Below are 22,224 nucleotides of genomic sequence, written 5' to 3'. Positions count from 1 at the left end.
GCAGTCAGAAGGACTGACCGATGCCGGCATAGATCCCGAACGAGGTTCCGCCGGGGTACTTGTTCAGCGGTACCGCCACGTCGAGCCGGAGCGGGCCGAATGGCGTCGCGTAACGCAGGCCGATACCGGCGCCCGCCCGGATGTCGCTGAAATCCGGCACTTCGTCCGTCGAGACCGTACCGACATCGATGAACGGCACCACGCCGATCGTCTCGGTCACGCCGATGCGAACCTCTGCCGAGGCCGCCACATAGGAGCGCCCGCCGAGCAGCTTGTCATCGCTGTTGCGTGGCGAGATCTCCTGGTAGCCGTAACCGCGCACCGTACCGCCGCCGCCGAGGAAGAAGCGCCGCGTCGCCGGAATGTCGGAAAGCTCGTTGCCGCCGATGATCGTGCCACCGGCGAGCTTGCCGGCGAGAACGACGCGATCTTCCGCACCGAGCGCCTGGTAGCCGGTGATCGCGCCTTCGAAGCTGGAGAAGAAGGTGCCGCGATAGGTCTCGTAGCTCGGCTTGGCGTTGAGCAGCAGCCGGTAGCCTTCGGTCGGGTTCAGCTTGTCGTCGCGGGTGTCGCGCACATACTCGATCGGGATGCTGGCCGTCAGGTACTTGTTCTTGCCGAAGGCGTCCTCGACATCGCTCCACATGAGCTCACCACCGGCACTCACCGTATCCCTGTCGGACAGCTCGACGCTGACACCAGCGGCAGCCGTGGTGGTGAACGCCTTGTAGGCGTCGGGATCGACGATCGAAGCCTTGAGGCTCGCATTGAACGTCGAGGCCGGGCCGAAGGCGCCGGGCTTGGAGAAGAGGATGGCCGTCGAATAGTCGAGATTGCCCAGATCCGACTCGCCGATCCGGTTGACCGATCCCTCGAGACGCAGCGACTCGGCTTCGCCAAACAGATTGCGGTGGCCCCAATAGCCCTGCAGGCCGATGCCGTCCGTGTTCGAATATTGCGCGCCGACACCGAAATAGCGGTGTTTGCCTTCCGAAACCTCGATGGTCATCGGCAGCGAACCGTCCGGCGCGAGCTTGTCGGCTTCGCGGATCGTCACACTGGAGAAGACGCCGAGCGTACGCAGCCGCTCCGCCGCTTTAGTCAGCGCCTCCGGCGAATAGGGTTGGCCGGCATTGATGCGGGAATAGCGCTGCACGAAATTCGCATCGACCGTCTTGGTGCCGGTGACACCAACCTCGCCGACGGGCGCCACCGGCCCGCCTTCGGCGGCGATGACGACATCCACCGTCTGCGTCTTGTGGTCTGCGGTCGCGTTGCGTTCGATCAGCTTGGCAAGCGGCCGTCCCTCGGCCTTGAGGTCCACGACGACCTTCTCGCCGGCCTTCAGGATGATGGTAGAATCTGCACGCGCGCCCGGCACCAGGCCGTAGTCCGCCGGATTGCGTCCCTCGGCATCGCCGGAAAACGCGACATCGCCGAAGGTGAAGACCGGGCCGGGCTCGACGCTGATCGTCACGGGGATTGCCCCACGCTGGCCGAATTCCGGGCTCGGTGGCAGGGAATCGAGGTCCTGTCCGTCGATGGTGACATTCACCACGCCGCCATAACGGGCGTTTTCGTAGAGGGCGGCGAGGATCCGGTCGCGATCATCACGCGCCTTGATGACGAGGCCGAGATCACCGGACACCGGCGTGCCTTCATCCTGCTTGAGACGCGCTGTGTTCTCGATGGCCTTCTTGAGGTCGTCGTCGTCGGTGCCGGGATTGAGCGTCAGCGTATAGTTGACCGGATCGATGACCGAGGTCGTCTCTTCCTCGTCCTCGAAGAACTTCATGCCGAAGATCTCGAAAGCCGACACCTGTCTAACGGATATCGGGCCGAACGCAAGTGCTGCAGCAACCGCGAGGGCGGTGCCAGCTCTCAGAAACGCAAAACTCTTTTCCGGCCGGTTCACTTTATCCCGCATCCGCAGCTATCCGTCGCCTTTTCCTTGGGTGCGGTGCGCGCGGCAGACCGACATGCTTCCGTCACAGACTTCAGGCGCTCCGATTCATCCGGAGCTCTCAGGCTAGAAAAGACCCTAACGCGTTAGGTTTTCTGTAATGTTAACGGCGGTTTTACACGGGCGGGAACGAGATTTGAAGCGCTTATCGGGATTTTCTGCTCCCGCGGAAAAGCAAAAGCCCCGGAACATGCCCGGGGCTTCGCATAGGTTGCGTGTATCGGGTTTCAATAACCCGACGGGCAACGGTCGATATAGCGACGGCCGTAGCGGTCACGATAGTAGCACTGGCCGGGCTGCTCGGAGACGCTGCCGATGACAGCACCCGAAACACCGCCGATGGCTGCGCCGACGGCCGCACCGCGAACGTCGCCGGTGATGGCGCCACCGATGATCGCGCCGGAGACAGCGCCGATACCCGCACCCTTTTCCGTCTGCGTGCAGCTGGCGACGGCCAGGCCGACCAGAACGAGCGCAATGACTTTCTTCATGAAGATGTTCTCCAAAGTTGAGTGGCGGCCGCGTTTTCCGGGGTCCGCACTATCCCCTTCTACTCAGATAACATACCGGGGCCGTCGTCGACGGTCAGGTTTGTCCGACGTTGAAAATATAGCCGGAAATAGGGAAGTCCATGGCGTACAACTATTTTTTTGCAGGTCGAATAAATATCGTTTCCGCTTCGTTTGCTTAGCCCCGGCAAAACCGGTCACGAGAAATTTCGCACCTGCCTGAAAGTACCGGTTGATCGGCGCGGCAAAACATCAAATGATATGACTGTTGAGGTTGCGCTGGCGGTGGAGGAACTGTCGTCGCATCCCTCGTTGCCGGAATGCAATGCACGCGAATTGAGAATGCTGGTGTCGTCTGATCCCCAGCCCGCGTCGTGAAGGCGCCCGCTGCATACTACCTTCGGATCGATCGACCCCAGCGGACAGGAACCGCCAGGGAGGAACGAATGGCGAAAGTGGCAATGACCGTCAATGGCCGGAAGGTGAACAAGGAGTGCGAGGACCGCACGCTGCTTGTCCACTTCATCCGCGACAATCTAAGCCTCACCGGAACCCATGTCGGCTGCGATACCTCCCAGTGCGGAGCCTGTGTCGTGCATATGGATGGCAAGGCGGTGAAAAGCTGTTCCATCCTCGCGGCCCAGGCCGCGGGGTCCGACATCCTGACCATCGAAGGCTTGGCTGCGAACGGCGAGCTTCACCCCGTCCAGGCCGCCTTCAAGGCCAATCACGGCCTGCAATGCGGCTTCTGTACGCCCGGCATGGTGATGACCGCGGTTGACATGATCAACCGCTACGGTGCGGAGCTCGACGAGAAGACGGTGCGCGAGAACCTCGAAGGCAATATCTGTCGATGCACCGGCTACCATAACATCGTGAAAGCCATCCTTGCTGCCGCCCAGGAAATGGGTGCGGCAGGGCGACAGGCTGCGGAATAACGCGCCGACGGCGGTCTCGCCGATGGCCGTGGCTGTGACGCAAGCGCCCGGCACCATTCGGCAGATCGCCTTCAGCAGGCCACGCAAACGATATCTCGGAGGAGATCAAGATGGGTGTCGAAGGCATCGGCGCGCGCGTCGCGCGAAAGGAAGACAAGCGGTTTCTCATGGGCCAGGGCCGCTATACGGACGATATGTCCGTGCCGGGCATGCGCTATGCCGCATTCGTGCGCTCGCCGCACGCCCATGCGAAGATCAGGAGCATCGATGCGTCCGCGGCGGAAGACATGCCGGGCGTCATCGCCGTGCTCAACGGCAAACAGATGCTGGACGACGGCATCGGCAACCTGATCTGTGGCTGGATGATCCACTCCAAGGACGGTTCGCCGATGAAGATGGGCGCCTGGCGTCCGATCGCGCATGAAACGGTGCGCTATGTCGGTGACGCCGTCGCCGTGGTGGTGGCCGACACGATGGGCGAGGCGCGCGACGCCGCCGAAGCCGTCGTCGTCGACTACGACGTGCTGCCCGCCGTCACCAGCGCGGTCAAGGCGCTCGAAGCCGGCCAGCCGCAGCTGCACCCGGAGGCACCCGGCAACCTGATCTACGACTGGCAGATCGGCGATGCCGACGCAACGGACGCAGCCATTGCCGCGGCAGCCCACGTCACCGAGATGAAGATCGTCAACAACCGGCTGGCGCCGAATCCGATGGAGCCGCGTGCCGCACTTGGCATCTACGATTCCGCCGAGGACCACTATACCTGCTACACGACGAGCCAGAATCCGCATGTCGCCCGCCTCGTGATGAGCGCCTTCTACAATGTCGCGCCGGAAAACAAGCTGCGCGTCATCGCCCCGGATGTCGGCGGCGGCTTCGGCTCGAAGATCTTCATTTATCCGGAAGAAATCGTCTGTCTCTGGGCCTCGAAACGCTCGGGCGTTCCGGTGAAATGGACCTGCGATCGCACTGAGGCCTTCCTGACCGATGCGCATGGACGCGACCATGTCTCGACGGTCAAGATGGCCTTCGACGCCAACAACCGCATCACGGCACTGAAGGTCGACACGATCGCCAATTTCGGCGCCTACATGTCGCTCTTCTCCTCCTCGGTGCCAACCTATCTCTATGCAACGCTGCTGTCGGGCCAGTACAACATCCCGGCCATCCACGCCAATGTGCGCGCGGTCTATACCAACACGGCCACCGTCGACGCCTATCGTGGTGCCGGGCGGCCGGAGGCAACCTATCTGGTGGAACGCACCGTGGAGACGGCGGCACGCGAACTTGGCGTCTCGCCGGCAGAGCTGCGGCGCGCCAACTTCATCCGCTCCTTCCCACACCAGACGCCGGTGATCATGAACTATGACGCCGGCGACTACGAAGCCTCGCTGGAGGCCGCCATGCAGGCGGCCGACTGGAACGGTTTCCCTGCCCGTAAGGCGGAAGCCGCAAACCGCGGCATGAAGCGCGGCATCGGCATGAGCTGCTACATCGAGGCCTGCGGCATCGCGCCCTCGGCTGCGGTCGGCTCGCTCGGCGCCGGCGTCGGCCTGTGGGAATCGGCGGAGGTGCGCGTCAATGCCGTCGGCACGATCGAGGTGCTGACCGGCTCGCACAGTCACGGCCAAGGCCATGAGACGACCTTCGCCCAGCTCGTCGCCGAACGCTTCGGCGTGCCGATCGACAGCGTCTCCATCGTGCATGGTGACACCGACAAGGTGCAGATGGGCATGGGCACCTACGGCTCGCGCTCCGGCGCCGTCGGCATGTCCGCCATCGTCAAGGCACTCGACAAGGTGGAGGCCAAGGCGAAGAAGATCGCGGCCCACCTGATGGAAGCCGACGAAAGCGACATCGTCATCGAAAACGGCGCGCTGAAGGTCGCCGGCACCGACAAGACGGTGCCATGGTTCCAGATGGCGCTCGCCGCCTATACCGCCCACAACCTGCCGTCCGGCATGGAGCCGGGCCTCAAGGAGGGCGCCTTCTACGACCCGGCCAACTTCACCTTCCCGGCGGGCTGCTACATCGCGGAGGTCGAGGTCGATCCGGACACCGGCAAGACCGAAATCATCCAGTTCGTCGCCGCCGACGATTTCGGCAACATCATCAACCCGATGATCGTCGAGGGACAGGTGCATGGCGGGATTGCGCAGGGCATCGGCCAGGCAATGCTGGAAGGCGTGCATTACGATCCGGAAACGGGCCAGCTCCTGACGGCAAGCTACATGGATTACACCATGCCGCGCGCCGACGACCTGCCCTCCTTCAACGTCTCGCACCAGAACACGCCCTGCCCGAACAATCCGCTCGGCATCAAGGGCTGCGGCGAGGCCGGCGCCATCGGTTCGCCGCCGGCGCTGATCAACGCCATAACCGATGCCATCGGCAACAACGACCTCAGCATGCCCGCAACGCCCCAGAAGGTCTGGGCGGCGGCGCGTGCTGCGGCCAACTGACGGAGGAAGCCATGTACGCAACGAATTACCATCGCGCATCCTCGATCGCTGACGCCGTCAAGCTGCGGTCCTCCTCGGACGAAGCGAAATACGTCTCCGGCGGCATGACGCTGATCCCGACCATGAAGCAGCGGCTGGCCGCTCCCTCCGACCTCGTCGATCTGCGCCACATCGCGGACCTCAAGGGCATCTCCGTCAATGGCAGCCGGGTCCGCATCGGTGCCGGCACGACGCATGCCGAGGTCGCCGCCTCGGGCGAGCTCAAAGCCGCCTGCCCGGCGGTCTGCCACCTCGCATCCCTTATCGGCGATCCGCATGTGCGCCATATGGGAACGATCGGCGGCTCGATCGCCAACAACGATCCCGCTGCCGACTACCCCTCCGCCATGCTGGCGCTGGGGGCGACGATCGTCACCAATGCGCGGGAAATCCTCGCCGACGACTTCTTCACAGGCCTCTTCGAGACAGCGCTGGAGGACGGCGAGATCGTCGTGGCGGTCACCTTCGACGCGCCCGCCAAGGCCGGCTACGCCAAATTCCCGAACCCGGCCTCGCGCTATGCGATGACCGGCGTCTTCGTGGCGAAGGCGGGAGATGGCGGCGTGCGGGTAGCGGTAACCGGTGCCGGCTCCGACGGCGTCTTTCGTCATGCCGGACTGGAGCAGGCGCTTTCCGCCAACTGGTCGGCGGATGCCGCATCCGGTGTGACTGTCGATGCCTCCAACCTGCTCTCCGATATCCACGGCAGCGCAGAGTATCGGGCGAACCTCGTGAAGGTCATGGCCAAGCGGGCGGTCGCGGCCGCCTGACTTCCACGAAAAAGCTGAAACTGGTTCGATTAAAAGGGCGGTTGAGGCCGTCCTTTTTTCATGCAGACTTGACATGCATCAACAGGAAATGGCCTTTGGGTGCCTAAGATACTTTGGAATGGTTCAAAGGTGGCGCCGATTTGCCGCAGCGGATACCGTTGCAGCGAAAGGGCGTCTGATATAGCCGATTGAACGACCGCCAACGACGATGGTGTCCGGCATCTGACCGGACAGGAGACTTCGGATGGACTTCGAGACCTACTTCAAGAACGAGCTGGATGGCCTGCATCAGGAAGGCCGCTACCGCGTTTTCGCCGACCTGGAACGCCAGAAGGGCAGCTTCCCGAAAGCGACCCGCTACACGGCGGATGGTCCGAAGGACGTCACGGTCTGGTGCTCGAACGACTATCTCGGCATGGGCCAGCACCCGAAAGTCATCGAGGCGATGAAGCTCGCCATCGACCAGTGTGGCGCCGGTGCCGGCGGCACCCGCAACATCTCCGGCACCAATCATCACCATGTGCTGCTGGAGCGCGAACTCGCCGACCTGCATGGCAAGGAATCGGCGCTGCTCTTCACCTCGGGCTACGTGTCCAACTGGGCCGCCCTCGGCACGCTCTGTTCGAAGATCCCCGGCATTATCTGTTTCTCCGATGCCGGCAACCACGCTTCGATGATCGAGGGCATCCGCCACTCGAAATGCGAGCGGGTGATCTGGAAGCACAACGACCTGAAGGATCTTGAAGCCAAGCTCGCCGCCGCCGACCCGCGTGCGCCGAAAATGATCGCCTTCGAATCGGTATATTCGATGGATGGCGACATCGCCCCCATCAAGGACATCTGCGACCTCGCCGACAAATACGGCGCGATGACCTATCTCGACGAAGTGCACGCCGTCGGCATGTACGGCCCGCGCGGCGGCGGCATTGCCGAACGCGAAGGCCTGATGCACCGCCTGACCATCATCGAAGGCACGCTAGGCAAGGCGTTTGGCGTGATGGGCGGTTATATTACCGGCTCGACCGCGCTTTGCGATTTCGTCCGCTCGTTTGCCTCGGGCTTCATCTTCACGACCTCCCTGCCGCCGGCGATTGCAGCCGGCGCCTGCGCCGCCATCCGCCATCTCAAGGAAAGCAAGGTCGAACGTTTCGCCCATCAGGAGCGTGTACGCCGCCTGCGCTCGGCGCTTGACCGCAACGGCATTCCGCACATGCCGAACCCCAGCCACATCGTGCCGGTGATGGTGGGCGATGCCGCCAAGTGCAAATGGATCTCGGACCTGATGCTCGACAATTTCGGCATCTACGTCCAGCCGATCAACTATCCGACCGTGCCGAAGAAGACCGAGCGCCTGCGCATCACGCCAACGCCGCTCCACACGGACGCCGACATCGACCACCTCGTGGGCGCGCTACATTCGCTCTGGTCGCGCTGCGCGCTCGCCCGCGCCGTCGCCTAAGCGAACGTAAGCAAAGCTTATCCGATAAGCCCGGCGGCCACCCGTCGGGCTTCTTCGTCTGCGGCAAAGACATCGTCCATGGAAGAGGCCGCCGGCAGATGGGTGAGCCTGTCCATCACCTGCTCGGCAATATCGGCCATCGACAGGAAACCGAGGCGCCCGCTGACAAAGGCGTGGAAGGCGACTTCCTCCGCCGCATTCATGATCGCGCCCTGCAAGCCACCACGTTCGAGCGCGGTGCGGGCAAGACGCAAGGCCGGGAACCGCTCCTCGTCCGGCGCTTCGAAATCGAGCCGCGAGAGTTTTGCAAAATCCAGCCGGTCGACATTCAGCGCCGAGCGCGTCGGATAGGTCAGCGCATAACCGATCGCCGTGCGCATGTCGGGTGCACCGAGCTGAGCGAGCACCGAACCGTCGATATACCCGACCATCGAATGGATGATCGACTGCGGATGCACGACAACCTCGATCTGGTCCGGGCGCACATCGAAGAGGTGCTTCGCCTCGATCATCTCCAGCGCCTTGTTGAACATCGAGGCGCTGCCGATCGAGATTTTCAGGCCCATCGACCAGTTGGGATGGGCGCGTGCGACATCTGCCGTGACGCCTGCCATCTGCTCGCGGCTCCAGGTGCGGAACGGGCCACCGGAGGCTGTCAGCACGATGCGCTCGACGGCGTGGCGCTGGTCGTCTTCCAAGGCTTGGAAGATCGCACTGTGTTCGCTATCGACCGGGATCAGCCGCCCGCCGCCCTGCGCGACGGCCTGCACGAAGAGATCACCGGCGGAGACGAGGCATTCCTTGTTAGCGAGCGCGATATCCGCGCCGCGCTTCGCCGCCGCAAGCGTCGGCGCAAGACCCGCCGTACCGACGATCGCCGCCATGACCCAGTCCGCGTCGCCGGACGCCGCTTCCAGCAGTGCTGATCGTCCCGCAGCCGCCTCGATACCGCTGCCCGAAAGGGCGTCCTTCAGATCCGCGTACCGGCTCTCGTCGGCCGTCACCACGAGGCGCGCACCGCAGTCGCGCGCCTGCGCGGCGAGCAGCTCGACATTGCCATTGCCGGTCAGCGCCACGACCTCGTAGCGCTCGCGCCCGCCGAGCTGGTGCACCACGTCGAGCGTGCTGGTGCCGATGGAACCTGTCGAGCCGAGAATGGTGATGCGGCGTTTCTGCCGCGCGTCCGGAGCCATGATGTTTTCCGCGGTTTTCTTGTTTTCTACAAATGGCTCTACAGGCGAAAGACGCCTGCAACAAGTCATCGAAATGCTGTAAAGCGAAGGCATGGCCGGTCTTCTGGAACCCGCGACTTGACCTTTTCGCCCGGTCGGCCATAACGTCCCGGCAAAGCGGTCTTCCGCCTGACGCGATTGGAGAAATCTGTGCACCGACGCCTGAGAGTATGGACCCTCGCATGCCTCGCCCTTTGGGCGGTGGCCCCGGCCTATGCCGACGAGCCGGTCCCGGGTGGTCTCGGCGGCACCTGGCTTGCCGAAGATATCGGCGGCAACGGTGTGATCGACGACCTTCAGACGACGCTGGAAATCAAGCCGGATGGATCCTATGGCGGCAATGGCGGCTGCAACACCTATCGCGGCAAGCTGAAGGTGCAGAACGGCAATATCGCCTTCGCCCCCGCCGCCGCGACGCGCAAGATGTGCGCGCCCGCCATCATGGACCAGGAGCAGAAGTTCTTCGACACGCTCGGCACCGTGACCTCGTGGCGCCTTGAAAACGGCATCCTGCATCTGACCGGCAAGGAAGGCGCCCCGGCGATCCGCCTAGCAGCCCTCAAGAACAACACGGACATCGTCATCCGCCTGCCCGGACCGGAACAGAGCGTGGCGCGCGAGACGCTGAACTACCAGTGTGACGCCGATCAGCGTGTGGTCGTCGAATACATCAATGTCGGCGCCAATTCGCTCGCCGTTCTGCGCATCGCAGACGAAACGATCATCGCTTCCAACGTCATGGCCGCCTCCGGCGCCAAATATACCGGCGACCGCTACGAATGGTGGACCAAGGGCGACGAGGCGACGCTTTACGACCTGACCAAGGGCGAGAACGCGCCGGGCGTCAACTGTAAGAAGACCGGCTGAACCGGAACCGGAGGGGACACGACATGCCCACATTCCAGGTCGGACAAAAGGTCGTCTGCGTCAACGATCGCTTCAAGAACGTCTCGATCGACCAGGGCATTCGCAAGGGGCAGGTCTACACGGTCCGCTGGGCCGGGCACTATCGCCACTATGTCGACGGTGATTTCTACGGCATCAAGCTGATGGAACTCTATCGCGGCAACGATGACGGCCCGGAAGGCTATGGCGCCACCGACATGCCCTTCCGCGCCAGCCGCTTCCGCCCGCTGGTCAGCGACCGCATCCGCAGCATGCTCGGCATAAAGGCGCCCACGCCGAAGGTCGTCGCCAAACCATCGGTCGTTCCGTCGATCAAGACCAAGCCGCGTGTCGTGACGCCCGAGCGCGAGAAGGAAGACGTCTGATCGTCTTCGTCCGGCACGCACCTCACGCCGGCAAACCTGACCTGACGACGTCGCCGGCCGACTGACGCACCACTTCCGAAATCTGCAAAAGCTGTTCGGCAAGGGGGCTGGTCTTGCGCCAGATCATGCCGATCGTTCTGGACGGTTGCGGAGCATTGAAGCGCGCGATCGATACGGTCGCCGAACGGGTTTCCACCGCCACGGCCATCTCCGGAATCAAGGTGATACCGATACCGGCGCCGACCATCTGAACCAGCGTCGACAGCGAACTCCCATCCATCAATTCCCGCGGGCGCTCCGTGTTTACCTTGCAGAAGGACAGTGCCTGCTCGCGAAAACAATGCCCCTCCTCAAGCAGGAGCAGCCGCATTTCGCTCAGCATGTCACGATTGGGAACCGGCTTCCCCTCGTCCTTGCCCGGCCGCACGAGCACGAAATCCTCGTTGAACAGCGCCACTTCGGTCAGCGATGGCTCGGAGACCGGCAAAGCGACGATTGCGGTATCGAGGCGGCCCTCCGTCAGCTCCTGCACCAGTTTCGCGGTTTGCGTTTCCCGCACATGGATGTCGAGCCCGTCATAAAGCCGGGTGAGATTGCCGATGATCGCAGGCAGCATATAGGGCGCGACGGTCGGGATGATGCCGATCCTAAGACGCCCTGCCAGCTGGTTCCTGGCCGCCCGTGCCACATCGCCCAGTTCGTCGACCGAACGCAGGATTTCCCGCACGCGCACGAGAAAGGCCTCGCCAAAGCTGGTGAGCCGGACCTGCCGCGCGCCGCGCTCGAAGAGATCGCTGCCGAGCTCCTTTTCGAGTTCCTTGATCTGCGTCGACAGTGCCGGCTGGGAAATCGAGCAGGCATCGGCGGCCCGTCCGAAATGATTGTGGCGCGCCATCGCTTCAAAATAGCGCAGTTGCCTGAGGGTAAAGTTCATCATAACCTTATCTTATCGCGCCGATCAATAAATCAAACTTAAATTTATGCCGGCCTTTTGCTAAGTCCCTATGTAAGGAGATGAACCTCAGGTCATCGCCCAGGGCGGGCGCGTCTTTTCGCATCCGCCAACACAACTCGGCCCCGGAGACGTGCCAAGGCCTCCGGCGGAACACCATTCAGATCAGACGGGAGAACAATCATGGATACGAAAGTCGAAACCGCGGGCAAGTGTCCGGTCGCCCATGGCGGGCGCATCGCAGCAGATTCGTCCATGCGGTCGAACCGCGACTGGTGGCCGAACCAGCTGAACATCAAGCTGCTGCACCAGTATTCCGCCCTGTCCAACCCGCTGGGTGAACAGTTCGATTATGCCGCCGAATTCAAGACCCTCGACTACGAGGCCCTCAAGGCGGATCTGCGCGCCCTGATGACCGATTCGCAGGATTGGTGGCCGGCAGACTTCGGGCACTACGGCCCGCTCTTCATCCGTATGGCCTGGCACAGCGCCGGCACCTACCGCATCTTCGACGGCCGCGGCGGCGGCGGCCAGGGCCAGCAGCGTTTCGCGCCGCTGAACAGCTGGCCGGACAACGTCAACCTCGACAAGGCCCGTCGCCTGCTCTGGCCGATCAAGCAGAAATACGGCCGGAAAATCTCCTGGGCCGACCTCTTCATCCTCACCGGCAACGTCGCGCTGGAATCGATGGGCTTCAAGACCTTCGGCTTCGCCGGCGGCCGCGCTGACGTCTGGGAGCCGGATGAAAGCACCTATTGGGGTTCCGAGACCACCTGGCTCGGCAGCGACAAGCGCTTCACCGGCGAGCGCCAGCTCGACAAGCCGCTATCGGCCACGCATATGGGCCTGATCTACGTCAACCCGGAAGGCCCGGAAGGTGTACCAGACCCGCTGGCAGCCGCACGCGATATCCGCGATACCTTCGCCCGCATGGCGATGGATGACGAGGAAACCGTAGCTCTCATCGCCGGCGGCCACACCTTCGGCAAGACCCATGGCGCGGGTGACGCAAGCCTCGTCGGCTCCGACCCGGAAGCCGGCACGATCGAACAGCAGGGCCTCGGCTGGGACAACAAGTTCGGCACCGGCAAGGGCGCCGACGCGATCGGCAGCGGCCTGGAAGTTACCTGGACGTCGACGCCGACGCGCTGGACCAACAACTTCTTCTGGAACCTTTTCGGCTACGAATGGGAACTGACGAAGAGCCCGGCCGGCGCCCACCAGTGGAAGCCCAAGCACGATGCCGGTGCGAACTCGGTGCCGGACGCCCACGATCCGTCGAAGCGCCATGCCCCCGCGATGCTCACCACCGATATCGCGCTGCGCGCCGACCCGGCCTACGAGAAGATCGCCCGCCGCTTCTACGAAAACCCGGATGCGTTTGCCGACGCCTTCGCTCGCGCCTGGTTCAAGCTGACCCACCGCGACATGGGCCCGCGCGCCCGCTACCTCGGCCCGGAAGTGCCGCAGGAAGAGCTGATCTGGCAGGACCCGGTCCCCGCCGTCGATCATCCGCTGATCGATTCCGCCGATATCGCTAGCCTGAAGCAGACGATCCTTGCTTCGGGCCTCAGCGTATCCGAACTCGTCTCGACCGCCTGGGCCTCCGCCTCGACCTTCCGCGGTTCGGACAAGCGCGGCGGTGCAAACGGCGCCCGCGTCCGCCTCAGCCCGCAGAAGGACTGGGCGGTCAACCAGCCGGCCCAGCTTGCCAAGGTTCTCGAAACGCTGGAAGGCATCCAGAAGGCGTTCAATGACGCGGCGAGCGGCGGCAAGAAGGTCTCGCTGGCCGATCTGATCGTGCTTGGCGGCTCCGCGGGTATCGAGACGGCGGCAAAGGCAGCCGGCCACGCTGTCGACGTGCCCTTCACGCCCGGCCGCACCGATGCGACGCAGGACCAGACCGACGTCGAATCCTTCTCCGTGCTTGAGCCGGTTGCGGACGGTTTCCGCAACTACGACACGTCGGATGCCAGCATCCCGGCAGAAGCCCTGCTCATCGACAAGGCCAATCTCCTGACCCTCACCGGTCCGGAACTGACCGTGCTGCTCGGCGGCCTGCGCGTGCTCGACATCAACCACGGCCAGTCCCAGCACGGCGTCTTCACCAAGCGCACGGGCGCGCTCACGAACGACTTCTTCGTGAACCTGCTCGACATGGGAACGGCCTGGAAGGCCGCATCGGACGACCAGACCGTCTTCGAAGGCCGCGACCGCCAGACCGGCGACGTGAAGTGGACCGCCACTCGCGCCGACCTCGTCTTCGGCTCGAACTCGCAGCTACGTGCTTTCGCCGAGGTCTACGGCGAAAGCGATGCGCAGGAGAAGTTCGTCAAGGACTTCGTTTCGGCCTGGAACAAGGTGGTCAACGCCGACCGCTTCGATCTCGTCCGGTCTTAAAGAAAAGCGGGCGCGGCTGGTCTCCAGCCGCGCCCGTCTTCATTTACCGCGATTACTCAGCCCGCAGCAGAGACATGCCTGAGGCGCGGTCGAAGAGATGCAGGGCCTCTTCCTTTGCGAAAAATGCGACCGGCGCGCCCGCCTTCGGCCGCACCGTTGCCGGAACCAGCGCACTGACCTCCTTGCCGCCGACCCGGAAGGACACAAGGGCGTCGTCCCCGTGGAACTCGACGAGGTCGATGACACCCGCAAGCCTGTTGGCAGCGCCTTCCACCCCCTCGCCTGCAACGAGCGCCGAGGGCCGCACACCGAGCGTGACAGCCTGCCCCTCCCTGAGATCGAAGCGCGCGCGGGACACCGTGAAGCGGACACCATCACCATCAAGCCGCCATGTCTCCGCATCCGCATGCGCCGTCACATCGACAAAATTCATGTTGGGCGTGCCGATGAAGCCGGCAACAAAAAGCGTGCGCGGCCGCTCGTAGATTTCCGCTGGCGTGCCGACCTGTTCGATCGCGCCGCCCTTCATCAACACGATACGGTCGGCGAGCGTCATTGCCTCCAGCTGGTCGTGCGTGACATAGACGGTCGTCGTCTTCAGCGCCTGGTGCAGGCGCGCGATCTCGACGCGCATGTGGTTGCGCAGCTTGGCGTCGAGATTGGAGAGCGGTTCGTCGAACAGGAAGACCCGGGGCGTCTTGATCATGGCGCGCGCAATCGCCACGCGCTGCTGCTGGCCGCCGGAAAGCTCCGTCGGCTTGCGCGAAAGGTATGGTTCCAGCCCGAGCGTTCCGGCCACGGCCTGGATGCGACTGTCGATCTCCGCCTTGTCGACCTTCATGCGCTTCAGGCCAAAGGCGATGTTGTCGTAGATCGTCATATGCGGATAGAGCGCGTAGTTCTGGAAGACCATCGCCACGCCGCGGTCGCGCGGCTCGAGATCATTGACGACGCGGCCGGCAATCGAGACCTCACCGCCGGAAATGTCCTCCAGTCCCGCGATCATGCGCAGTAGCGTGGATTTCCCGCAGCCGGATGGCCCGAGGAAGACCACGAATTCGTGGTCCGCGATCTCCAGGTTGAAATCGCGGATGACGTTGACGGCCCCATAGGCCTTGTCCACCCCGGCACAGACAATGTTCGCCATCAGTCAATTTCCCCCTTGTACGCGGATTTGCAGCTTCACATCCGTTGGCCGCGCCTCGGCCGCGCGCTCGAAGGCAGCGACGCTGTCGTGAAAGGCATAGGTGCCGGTGATCAGCGGCTTCAAGTCAACCTTGCCGGAAGCGATCAGCTCCAGCGCGCGGTCGAAGACATTGGCGTAGCGAAACACCGTCTCGACGCGGACCTCCTTGGAGATGGCGCCCGGCACGTCGAAGCGCACGGCATCGACCGGCAGCCCGACCAGCACGACGGCGCCGCCCGGCCGCACGAGATCGAACAGGCCCTCGAAGGCTTTGGCGCTGCCGCTCGCCTCGAATACCACGTCCGCACCCCAGCCCGTGGTCGCCTTGCCGATAGCCGCGGCGAAGGTTGTTTCCCTGAGGTTCACCGGCTCGATGCCCGGATAGGCCGCAGCAATGGCTAGTTTCTCAGCGCTGAAATCGGAGATCAGCACGCGGCTGCAACCGCCAGCCAACGCCGCCAGCGCAACCATGATGCCGATCGGCCCGGCACCGATGACCGCTGCCACATCCCCCGGCACGATGCGCGCGCGCGCCGCCGCCTGCATGCCGATGGCGAAGGGTTCGACCATGGCTCCCTCTGCAAACGAGACGTTGTCCGGCAGGCGATAGCTGAAAGCGGCGGGATGCACCGCATAGGGCGTAAGAATGCCATGCACCGGCGGCGTCGCCCAGAAGCGCACCGCCGGATCGACATTGTAGAGGCCAAGTTTCGAGGCGCGGGAGGACAGGTCCGGGATGCCCGGTTCCATGCAGACCCGGTCTCCGACTGCTAAGTGACGGACGTTTTCGCCAACCGCGACGATCGTGCCCGCCGCCTCATGGCCGAGCACCATGGGCGCGCGCACCACATAGGGACCGATCGCGCCATGGGTATAGTAATGCACGTCGCTGCCGCAGACGCCGACCGTGTGGATGGCGATCTTCACATCGTCCGGCCCGATTGCCAGCGGAAGATCGATATCGCGAAGGGCAAGCACACCCTTTTCTTCGAGAACCAAGGCTTGCATGGTTTAACTATCCTGTCGTCAATTGCTCTTGCGCCGGAAGGCATTGTTGAGGAGGCCGCTCAGGATGCCGATGAGCAGGAGCGGCGGGATGGAAAGCAGCACCACCGAGGCATTGAGAATGCCCCAGGGCACGTCACGGCCGAGCTGGGTGAGTTCCGAGGCGACGATCGGCAGCGTCTTGGCGTCCGAAGTCGTCAGCATCAGCGCGATCAGGAACTCGTTCCAGACCAGCACGAAGGCGAACGCGACGGCCCCGATCAGCGAACGTGAGGCAATCGGCAGCGCGATCAGCAGGAAGACCGCATAGGGGCCGTAGCCATCGACGCGCGCGGCCTCCTCGACCTCCTTCGGCACCCGGGCAAAGGCCGGCACGCCGAGCCAGATGACGGTCGCCAGCGTCAGCAGCGTATAGGTGACGATCAGCGACAGCCGCGTGTCGTAGAGGCCGAGATCGAGCCAGATGACCATCAGCGGGATGGCGACGGCCACCGGCGGCAGGAAGCGCAGCGACAGCACGAAGAACTGGATGTCGGCGGACCAGCGGTTCGGATAGCGCGCGATGGCGTAGGCCGCCGGCAGGCCGAGCAGCGCACCGATGAGGACCGAGCCGCCGGCGATGACAAGCGAGTTCACGAGGCCGGCCGAAACACTCTCCCGCCCCAGCACATAGGCGAAATTGTCGAGCGTCGGCGTGAAGAGGAAGAGCGGCGTCGGAGTAACGATATCCACCCGGTTCTTGAAGGCGTTGATCACCGTCCAAACCATGGGGAACACCGCGGAGAAGGCAGCCAGATAGAGCACCGACCTGCCGAGGAAGCGCGAGATGCTCATGGCTTCACCCTCTTCCAGATCACCGTGAAGATCACCGTCGTCGCGACCATCATCAGCACCGCCATGCTCGAGGCATAGGAGATGCGGCCTGACTCGATGAAGCCCTGCGAGAACGCGTACATGTCGAGCGTTTCCGTCGCGATGCCGGGGCCGCCACGGGTCATGACATAGATGAGGTCGAAGGCGCGCAGCGACTCGATCATCTTGATGAAGGTGAGCGAGATGAGCGGCGCCTTCAGCATGGGAATAGCGATGTGGGCATAGATTTCCCAGCTGCGCGCATGGTCGAGCCTTGCGGCCTCGAAAGGCTGCGGCGGCAGGGTTTCCAAGAGCTTCAGCACGATGACGGCGAAGAACAGGCCCCATTGCCAGACATCGACCAGCGCCACCGTCATCAGCGCGGTCACCGGGCTCGACAGGAGGTCGAGCGGCTGGCCGGTGATTGCCTTGTAGGGATAGGTGACGATGCCATAGAGCGGATGGAAGGCGAACTTCCACACGAAGGCCGCCGAGACGCGCGGCAGGATGACCGGAACCAGAAAGAGCAGCGTCATCACGGTGCGCATACGGGCAGAGGCGAACTCGAAGAGCAGGATGCCGAGCCCGACCGCGACGAGAAGGGTCAGCGTCACCGTGACGACCTCCCAGGTCAGCGACACGCCGACGGCATTGAGGAAACGGCGATCGGAAAACAGATCGAGATAGTTCTGGATCCTGACGAAGCTGCCGTCGGGACGGCTGAGTTCACGGTTGCGGAAGGAAATGTAGATGGCATAGGCCGTCGGCACGAAGGCGAGCACCGCGAGAATGGCAAGCGGCGGCACTAGGAAGACGGCGGGCAGGCTGGTTCTGGTTTTCATGGATGATCCCTCAGGATTGCGCGGCCGCCGTCTCGGGAGGCGAAAGCGGCCGCGCGGCTCAAAGGCTTATTGGCTGCGGGCGACGAGGTCCTTGGCGAAGCCTTCGAGTTCGCTCAGGCCATCCTTGATGTCCGTGCGCGAGCCGGCGATCAGCTCTTCCAGGATGATGCCCCAGCGGTCGCCGAGATCCGGCCACAGCGGGCTCTGCCAGAAGTTGACGGCGGTGACCTTGCCGGTATCGGCCAGCGCCTGGCCGAGATCCGGGCCATAGAGCTTGGCGAAGGTGTCGCTCGTCATGATGCTGGTGCGGTTCAGCTCGCTGAACTGGTTGGCTTCAAGACGCCGCTGCTCGTTTTCCTTCGAGGTCGCCCAGGCAATGAACAGGCCGGCGCAGGCCTTCGAAGCCTCGTCCGCATTGGCCTTCGTGCCGATGGCAAGCCCGTGGCCGTAACCACCGCCGGTCAGCGGCGTCGGCGGCGGCAGGTACCCCACCTTGCCAGCAACCTGCGAGGACTTCGGATCGATCGCCATGCCGACGAGCGGTGTGGATTCGATCAGGATCGCGACCTGGCCGGAGGTGAAGGCGCCGGTGGATTCGTCCCAGCCGCCGGTCTTCGTACCGGGTGCGGAATACTGGAAGAGGTCGAGATAGGTTTCCGTAGCCTTGATCGCCGCATCGCTGTTGAACTTCGGCGTGGTGCCATCGAACCACTCGCCGCCGAAGCCCTTGAAATAGGGCATCCAGCGCCAGACATTGGCACCCGAACCGCGCTGGCCACGCAGTGCGATACCGTAGATGCCCTTGTCCGGCTGATGCAGCGCCTTGACCGCGACCTTCAGCTCATCGAGCGTCGTCGGCGGCTTGATGCCGGCAGCCTCGAGCAGGTCCTTGCGGTAGACCATCAGGTCGCCGCCGCCGGTAATCGGCGCAAACCAGACCTTGCCGTCATAGGTCGCAACCTTCTGCCGGCCGGGGTCGAAATCGGCATAGTCGTATTCGCTCGGATAATAGTCCGTGAGCGGCGCGACCCAGCCCGATGAGGCAAAGAGCGCGATATTCGCCTCGTCAACATAGTACACATTGTACTTGCCGATGGTGGATGCGTCCGCCTTTGTCTTGGCGCGGCGATCGTTCTCGTTGAGATAGTCGATTTCGAAGGACGCGCCGCCGCTGAGCTTGCCGAACTCATCCTTGTAGTCTTCGAGAAGCGTCAGCCCGTCGCGCGGCTGGGCAAGAACGCGGATCGTGCCGGAGCACTCCGCGGCGAGCGCAATCGACGAGACCGAGCTGGCAAGAAGGCATGCGTAGGCGATGCTCGAAACGAGCGTCTTCACGGTTTTCATGGACATGAACCTCCCCTAAGGATTCGATGGTTGGCGCGACGCAACCTCCTCGCGCCGGCGTCAATCTGACAGCGAATATCTTCGCTAATGCTGATACTAGCGGAGGAAATGCGGCGAGCTAGCGCGCGCCATGCGACGATTCTATACTTTAATGCGAATTGTTATGCTGCACTGCGAAAAAACCCTGCTGCGTGCGCAAGGTTTCATCGGATTGCGACGACATCGTCGCGCAGTGACCGGCGATGCGGCGCCAGCCGCCGATAGGCCGACGGCGTCATGCGGTGTTGCCGCAGGAAGGTGCGGTTGAAGTTGGAGATGTTCAAATAGCCGACCTCGAAACAGATGTCGGTGATCGGCATCTCGCTTTCGGCCAGCAGCTTGCAGGCCTGCCAGATGCGCAGCTTGTTGACATGGTCGGTAAAGGTATTGCCGGTGTTCTTCTTGAAGAAGCGGGAAAAGGCGCTTTCGCTCATGCCGGCAAGGTCCGCCACGTCGGAGAGGCGGATGTCGGATGCGAAGTTGCGATAGATGAACACCAGCGCCCGCTGCAGCACGTCCAGCGTTTCCGCATCGAGCTTAGGCGAATATTCCGGCGAGGAGAGGATATCGAACTCGGAAGAACTACCGAGCAAATCGAGCAGTTGCAGGAACAGGGCAAGCCGCGCCATCCCCCTCATCTCGCCCATGCGCTCGACTAGATCGACGCCCTTCGCCAGCGTCTCGCCATGGAAGACGAGCCCACGCTGGGCGCGCGCGAAAAATGTCTCGAGCTGCGCGAATTCCGGCAGAAGCCGTGTCGCCTCGCGGATCCGGTCGGGATGAAACTGAACGACGATATCCCGCCCCTCGATGATCTCCCCGGGTGCCGTCATCGTCACCCAGTCATGCGGCAGATCGCTGCCGATGACCGTGAGATAGTTCGCGGAAAAGGCCCCGATATAGTCGCCGACAAAGGCGACGCCGCCGCCCTTGCGGATCAGATGGATCTCGAACTCGGGATGAAAATTCCAGACATTGCGCTCCCACGGATAATCATCGAGCCGCCAGAGAAAACTCTCGTCGGCCCCGGTGATGATGTGCTCGAAGGTCGGCGGGCTCGACGCCAGCGGCGACGGCCTTGCCTCCGGCTCGTCATCACGGTCGCGTTTTCCACCCAGGATCTGCAAGGCCTGCTCCGCACTATCGGGCGCCATGTCTCTTTGGTGATCCCGCCGCGATTCGAACGCGGGACCCCCAGATTAGGAATCTGGTGCTCTATCCTGCTGAGCTACGGGACCACTAACTGCACCCATACAAAAGCCGGGGCTCGAAGCCAAGAGATTTTCCGCGCGAACGTTCATACGTTCCATGCGGAACAGCGCGACGGGCCGCGCCATGCGACAGTCAGGTCATCGGATGGAGATGGCTCCACCCAACAAAACCCAAGGAGACTGTCCATGCGCAAGATCATGCTTTCCGCTGTCGTCGCAACCGTAGCGGCACTTTCCTTCGCCGCGCCCTCCCAGGCCGGCGGTTTTTCGATCGGTTTCGGCTTCGGCCATGGCTGGGGCCACGGCGCTCACGTCACCATCAGCGACGACTATGGCTACGACTGCTTCTGGAAGAAGGTGAAGCGCTACGACAAGTGGGGCAACCTCGTCATCAAGAAGATCCGTGCCTGCCACTGATCGCACGTATCCCATCCTCCCCGCCTCGCCCGGCTGACGTCCCTGCAGCCGGGCTCTTTTTTGTCAGGCAGCGAGCCGGCTTTCGGCGAGTTTCACCCAGTAGGTCACGCCATGCGGGATGGCGTCGTCGTTGAAATCGTAGGCCGGATGATGGAGGCCCGCCGTATCGCCGTTGCCGATAAAGATGAAGGCGCCGGGACGGGACAGCAGCATGTAGGAAAAATCCTCGCCGCCCATCATCGGATCAAGCGCCGGATCGACCGCAGCCTCGCCGGCAATCTCCTGAGCGACAGCGACCGCATGGCCGGTTTCTTCCGGATGGTTTGCCGTGACGGGGTAGTTGCGATGATAGCCGACCGTAATCTCCGCGCCGTGCGCGGCCGCAAGACCCGCGCAGATCTGGCGGATGCGGGCCTCGGCCTCCTCGCGCATCTCCGCACTCAGCGTTCGCACCGTGCCGGCAAGCTGCGCCTGCTCGGGAATGACGTTATGGGCAAAGCCGGCATTGAACTTGGTGACGGAGACGACGAGCGAGGCGATCGGATCGGCGACGCGCGACACGATGGTCTGGAGCGCCGTCACCACATAGGCGCCGATGACGATCGGGTCGACCGTCTTGTGCGGCAGCGCCGCATGGCCGCCGCGGCCCTTGACTGTGATGACGAACTCGTCGGTCGCCGCCATGATCGGCCCCGGACGCGTGCCGAAGGAGCCGACCGCCATGCCCGGCAGGTTGTGCATGCCGTAGACCTCGGCAATGCCGAAGCGCTCCATCATGCCGTCCTTGACCATTTCGTTGCCGCCACCGCCGCCTTCTTCGGCCGGCTGGAAGATGACCGCGACATTTCCGGAGAAGTTGCGCGTCTCGGCAAGATATTTTGCCGCGCCGAGCAGCATGGCCGTGTGGCCGTCATGACCGCAGGCATGCATCTTGCCCTTGGTGGTAGACGCCCAGGGCTTACCACTGGCTTCCTCGATCGGCAGCGCATCCATGTCGGCGCGAAGGCCGATCGTGCGTCCCTCGCCCTTGCCGCGGATGAGGCCGACGACACCGGTGCGGCCGATGCCGGTCACGATTTCGTCCACGCCGAACGCGCGCAGCTTCTCCGCCACGAAGGCAGCCGTTTTCTCCACCGCGAAGAGGATTTCCGGCTCGCGATGGATTGTCCGGCGCCATTCAGCGATTTCGTCCTGCATTTCTGCGGCGCGGTTGAGAATGGGCATACGTTTTTCCTGTCCTACTTGGCCGGAAATTTGGCCATCTGCATTCGATGGCTTTGCCATCACCGTGCCATATAGGTTAAATAGGGCGACGGTTCGAGACAACTCCCGA

The 22,224-nt window shown here is 63.3% G+C and carries 19 protein-coding genes and 1 tRNA gene; 8 read left to right on the top strand and 12 right to left on the bottom strand.

Annotated elements, in window-relative coordinates; translation table 11 throughout:
* Positions 1-4 precede the first annotated feature (4 nt).
* Together BSY16_RS17605 and BSY16_RS17600 are read right to left on the bottom strand one after the other, a co-directional pair.
* Positions 5-1,927 (bottom strand): autotransporter assembly complex protein TamA, encoded by a 1,923-nt coding sequence (locus BSY16_RS17605; protein ID WP_069060871.1) that lies wholly within the window; start codon positions 1,925-1,927, stop codon positions 5-7.
* A 263-nt stretch (positions 1,928-2,190) separates the two neighbouring features.
* Positions 2,191-2,454, bottom strand: coding sequence for a YMGG-like glycine zipper-containing protein (locus tag BSY16_RS17600; RefSeq protein WP_069061606.1), 264 nt, complete (start codon positions 2,452-2,454; stop codon positions 2,191-2,193).
* 464 nt (positions 2,455-2,918) lie between these two features.
* Here BSY16_RS17600 and BSY16_RS17595 point away from each other — a divergent pair, with 464 nt between their 5' ends.
* From BSY16_RS17595 to hemA, 4 genes are all read left to right on the top strand, one after another.
* On the top strand, positions 2,919-3,410 hold the full coding sequence (locus tag BSY16_RS17595) for a (2Fe-2S)-binding protein (protein WP_069060870.1): 492 nt from the start codon (positions 2,919-2,921) through the stop codon (positions 3,408-3,410).
* 110 nt (positions 3,411-3,520) lie between these two features.
* The gene (locus tag BSY16_RS17590; protein ID WP_069060869.1) at positions 3,521-5,872 is read left to right on the top strand and encodes a xanthine dehydrogenase family protein molybdopterin-binding subunit; all 2,352 of its coding nucleotides are present in this window, start codon (positions 3,521-3,523) and stop codon (positions 5,870-5,872) included.
* Between the two features lie 11 nt (positions 5,873-5,883).
* Positions 5,884-6,681 (top strand): FAD binding domain-containing protein, encoded by a 798-nt coding sequence (locus BSY16_RS17585; RefSeq protein WP_069060868.1) that lies wholly within the window; start codon positions 5,884-5,886, stop codon positions 6,679-6,681.
* 244 nt (positions 6,682-6,925) lie between these two features.
* On the top strand, positions 6,926-8,140 hold the full coding sequence (gene hemA, locus BSY16_RS17580; protein ID WP_069060867.1) for a 5-aminolevulinate synthase: 1,215 nt from the start codon (positions 6,926-6,928) through the stop codon (positions 8,138-8,140).
* A 17-nt stretch (positions 8,141-8,157) separates the two neighbouring features.
* On the opposite strand, the gene dxr is transcribed toward hemA, so the two are convergent.
* The gene (gene dxr / locus BSY16_RS17575) at positions 8,158-9,333 is read right to left on the bottom strand and encodes a 1-deoxy-D-xylulose-5-phosphate reductoisomerase (protein ID WP_069060866.1); all 1,176 of its coding nucleotides are present in this window, start codon (positions 9,331-9,333) and stop codon (positions 8,158-8,160) included.
* 189 nt (positions 9,334-9,522) lie between these two features.
* Between dxr and BSY16_RS32765 the strand changes: the two genes are divergently transcribed.
* Together BSY16_RS32765 and BSY16_RS17565 are read left to right on the top strand one after the other, a co-directional pair.
* Positions 9,523-10,239: an META domain-containing protein gene (locus tag BSY16_RS32765; RefSeq protein WP_069060865.1), complete on the top strand. Its 717-nt coding sequence runs from the start codon at positions 9,523-9,525 to the stop codon at positions 10,237-10,239.
* A 23-nt stretch (positions 10,240-10,262) separates the two neighbouring features.
* Positions 10,263-10,643 (top strand): CAP-Gly domain protein, encoded by a 381-nt coding sequence (locus BSY16_RS17565; protein WP_069060864.1) that lies wholly within the window; start codon positions 10,263-10,265, stop codon positions 10,641-10,643.
* Positions 10,644-10,665: 22 nt separating this feature from the next.
* On the opposite strand, the gene BSY16_RS17560 is transcribed toward BSY16_RS17565, so the two are convergent.
* Positions 10,666-11,580 (bottom strand): LysR substrate-binding domain-containing protein, encoded by a 915-nt coding sequence (locus BSY16_RS17560; protein WP_069060863.1) that lies wholly within the window; start codon positions 11,578-11,580, stop codon positions 10,666-10,668.
* A gap of 198 nt (positions 11,581-11,778) precedes the next feature.
* On the opposite strand from BSY16_RS17560, the gene katG reads away from it, so the two are divergent.
* Positions 11,779-13,995: a catalase/peroxidase HPI gene (katG, locus tag BSY16_RS17555; protein WP_069060862.1), complete on the top strand. Its 2,217-nt coding sequence runs from the start codon at positions 11,779-11,781 to the stop codon at positions 13,993-13,995.
* 52 nt (positions 13,996-14,047) lie between these two features.
* Here katG and BSY16_RS17550 read toward each other — a convergent pair whose 3' ends face one another.
* The 7 genes from BSY16_RS17550 to BSY16_RS17520 all read right to left on the bottom strand — a co-directional run bounded on the left by BSY16_RS17550 (position 14,048) and on the right by BSY16_RS17520 (position 20,501).
* Positions 14,048-15,142: an ABC transporter ATP-binding protein gene (locus BSY16_RS17550; RefSeq protein WP_069060861.1), complete on the bottom strand. Its 1,095-nt coding sequence runs from the start codon at positions 15,140-15,142 to the stop codon at positions 14,048-14,050.
* A gap of 3 nt (positions 15,143-15,145) precedes the next feature.
* A complete protein-coding gene (locus BSY16_RS17545) occupies positions 15,146-16,189 on the bottom strand; it encodes an NAD(P)-dependent alcohol dehydrogenase (RefSeq protein WP_069060860.1) in 1,044 nt (347 codons plus the stop codon).
* Between the two features lie 18 nt (positions 16,190-16,207).
* Positions 16,208-17,020, bottom strand: a complete 813-nt coding sequence (locus BSY16_RS17540; RefSeq protein ID WP_069060859.1) for a carbohydrate ABC transporter permease — start codon at positions 17,018-17,020, stop codon at positions 16,208-16,210.
* Positions 17,017-17,880 carry a carbohydrate ABC transporter permease gene (locus BSY16_RS17535; RefSeq protein ID WP_069060858.1) on the bottom strand — a complete coding sequence of 288 codons (864 nt, stop codon included), beginning with the start codon at positions 17,878-17,880 and terminating at the stop codon, positions 17,017-17,019. The genes BSY16_RS17540 and BSY16_RS17535 overlap by 4 nt, the downstream gene beginning before the upstream one ends.
* A gap of 66 nt (positions 17,881-17,946) precedes the next feature.
* Complete coding sequence (locus BSY16_RS17530; RefSeq protein ID WP_069060857.1) at positions 17,947-19,224, bottom strand: ABC transporter substrate-binding protein; 1,278 nt, start codon at positions 19,222-19,224, stop codon at positions 17,947-17,949.
* A 203-nt stretch (positions 19,225-19,427) separates the two neighbouring features.
* Complete coding sequence (locus tag BSY16_RS17525) at positions 19,428-20,417, bottom strand: AraC family transcriptional regulator (protein WP_083242942.1); 990 nt, start codon at positions 20,415-20,417, stop codon at positions 19,428-19,430.
* 7 nt (positions 20,418-20,424) lie between these two features.
* A tRNA-Arg gene (locus tag BSY16_RS17520) sits at positions 20,425-20,501 on the bottom strand.
* Between the two features lie 159 nt (positions 20,502-20,660).
* On the opposite strand from BSY16_RS17520, the gene BSY16_RS17515 reads away from it, so the two are divergent.
* The gene (locus BSY16_RS17515) at positions 20,661-20,891 is read left to right on the top strand and encodes a hypothetical protein (protein WP_069060856.1); all 231 of its coding nucleotides are present in this window, start codon (positions 20,661-20,663) and stop codon (positions 20,889-20,891) included.
* Positions 20,892-20,954: 63 nt separating this feature from the next.
* On the opposite strand, the gene BSY16_RS17510 is transcribed toward BSY16_RS17515, so the two are convergent.
* Positions 20,955-22,115, bottom strand: a complete 1,161-nt coding sequence (locus BSY16_RS17510; protein WP_069060855.1) for a M20 aminoacylase family protein — start codon at positions 22,113-22,115, stop codon at positions 20,955-20,957.
* Positions 22,116-22,224 lie beyond the last annotated feature (109 nt).

Source organism: Sinorhizobium sp. RAC02 (assembly GCF_001713395.1).
GTDB lineage: Bacteria > Pseudomonadota > Alphaproteobacteria > Rhizobiales > Rhizobiaceae > Shinella.
This window is presented reverse-complemented; position numbering and strand designations above follow the sequence as displayed.

Coding starts and splice junctions, on each gene's coding strand:
- katG (WP_069060862.1), top strand. CDS start 11,779: ATGGATACGAAAGTCGAAACCGCGGGCAAGTGTCCGGTCGCCCATGGC.
- BSY16_RS17595 (WP_069060870.1), top strand. CDS start 2,919: ATGGCGAAAGTGGCAATGACCGTCAATGGCCGGAAGGTGAACAAGGAG.
- BSY16_RS17565 (WP_069060864.1), top strand. CDS start 10,263: ATGCCCACATTCCAGGTCGGACAAAAGGTCGTCTGCGTCAACGATCGC.
- BSY16_RS17600 (WP_069061606.1), bottom strand. CDS start 2,454: ATGAAGAAAGTCATTGCGCTCGTTCTGGTCGGCCTGGCCGTCGCCAGC.
- BSY16_RS17590 (WP_069060869.1), top strand. CDS start 3,521: ATGGGTGTCGAAGGCATCGGCGCGCGCGTCGCGCGAAAGGAAGACAAG.
- BSY16_RS17560 (WP_069060863.1), bottom strand. CDS start 11,580: ATGATGAACTTTACCCTCAGGCAACTGCGCTATTTTGAAGCGATGGCG.
- hemA (WP_069060867.1), top strand. CDS start 6,926: ATGGACTTCGAGACCTACTTCAAGAACGAGCTGGATGGCCTGCATCAG.
- BSY16_RS17525 (WP_083242942.1), bottom strand. CDS start 20,417: ATGGCGCCCGATAGTGCGGAGCAGGCCTTGCAGATCCTGGGTGGAAAA.
- BSY16_RS17550 (WP_069060861.1), bottom strand. CDS start 15,142: ATGGCGAACATTGTCTGTGCCGGGGTGGACAAGGCCTATGGGGCCGTC.
- BSY16_RS17540 (WP_069060859.1), bottom strand. CDS start 17,020: ATGAGCATCTCGCGCTTCCTCGGCAGGTCGGTGCTCTATCTGGCTGCC.
- dxr (WP_069060866.1), bottom strand. CDS start 9,333: ATGGCTCCGGACGCGCGGCAGAAACGCCGCATCACCATTCTCGGCTCG.
- BSY16_RS17515 (WP_069060856.1), top strand. CDS start 20,661: ATGCGCAAGATCATGCTTTCCGCTGTCGTCGCAACCGTAGCGGCACTT.
- BSY16_RS17535 (WP_069060858.1), bottom strand. CDS start 17,880: ATGAAAACCAGAACCAGCCTGCCCGCCGTCTTCCTAGTGCCGCCGCTT.
- BSY16_RS17605 (WP_069060871.1), bottom strand. CDS start 1,927: ATGCGGGATAAAGTGAACCGGCCGGAAAAGAGTTTTGCGTTTCTGAGA.
- BSY16_RS17545 (WP_069060860.1), bottom strand. CDS start 16,189: ATGCAAGCCTTGGTTCTCGAAGAAAAGGGTGTGCTTGCCCTTCGCGAT.
- BSY16_RS17530 (WP_069060857.1), bottom strand. CDS start 19,224: ATGAAAACCGTGAAGACGCTCGTTTCGAGCATCGCCTACGCATGCCTT.
- BSY16_RS17510 (WP_069060855.1), bottom strand. CDS start 22,115: ATGCCCATTCTCAACCGCGCCGCAGAAATGCAGGACGAAATCGCTGAA.
- BSY16_RS17585 (WP_069060868.1), top strand. CDS start 5,884: ATGTACGCAACGAATTACCATCGCGCATCCTCGATCGCTGACGCCGTC.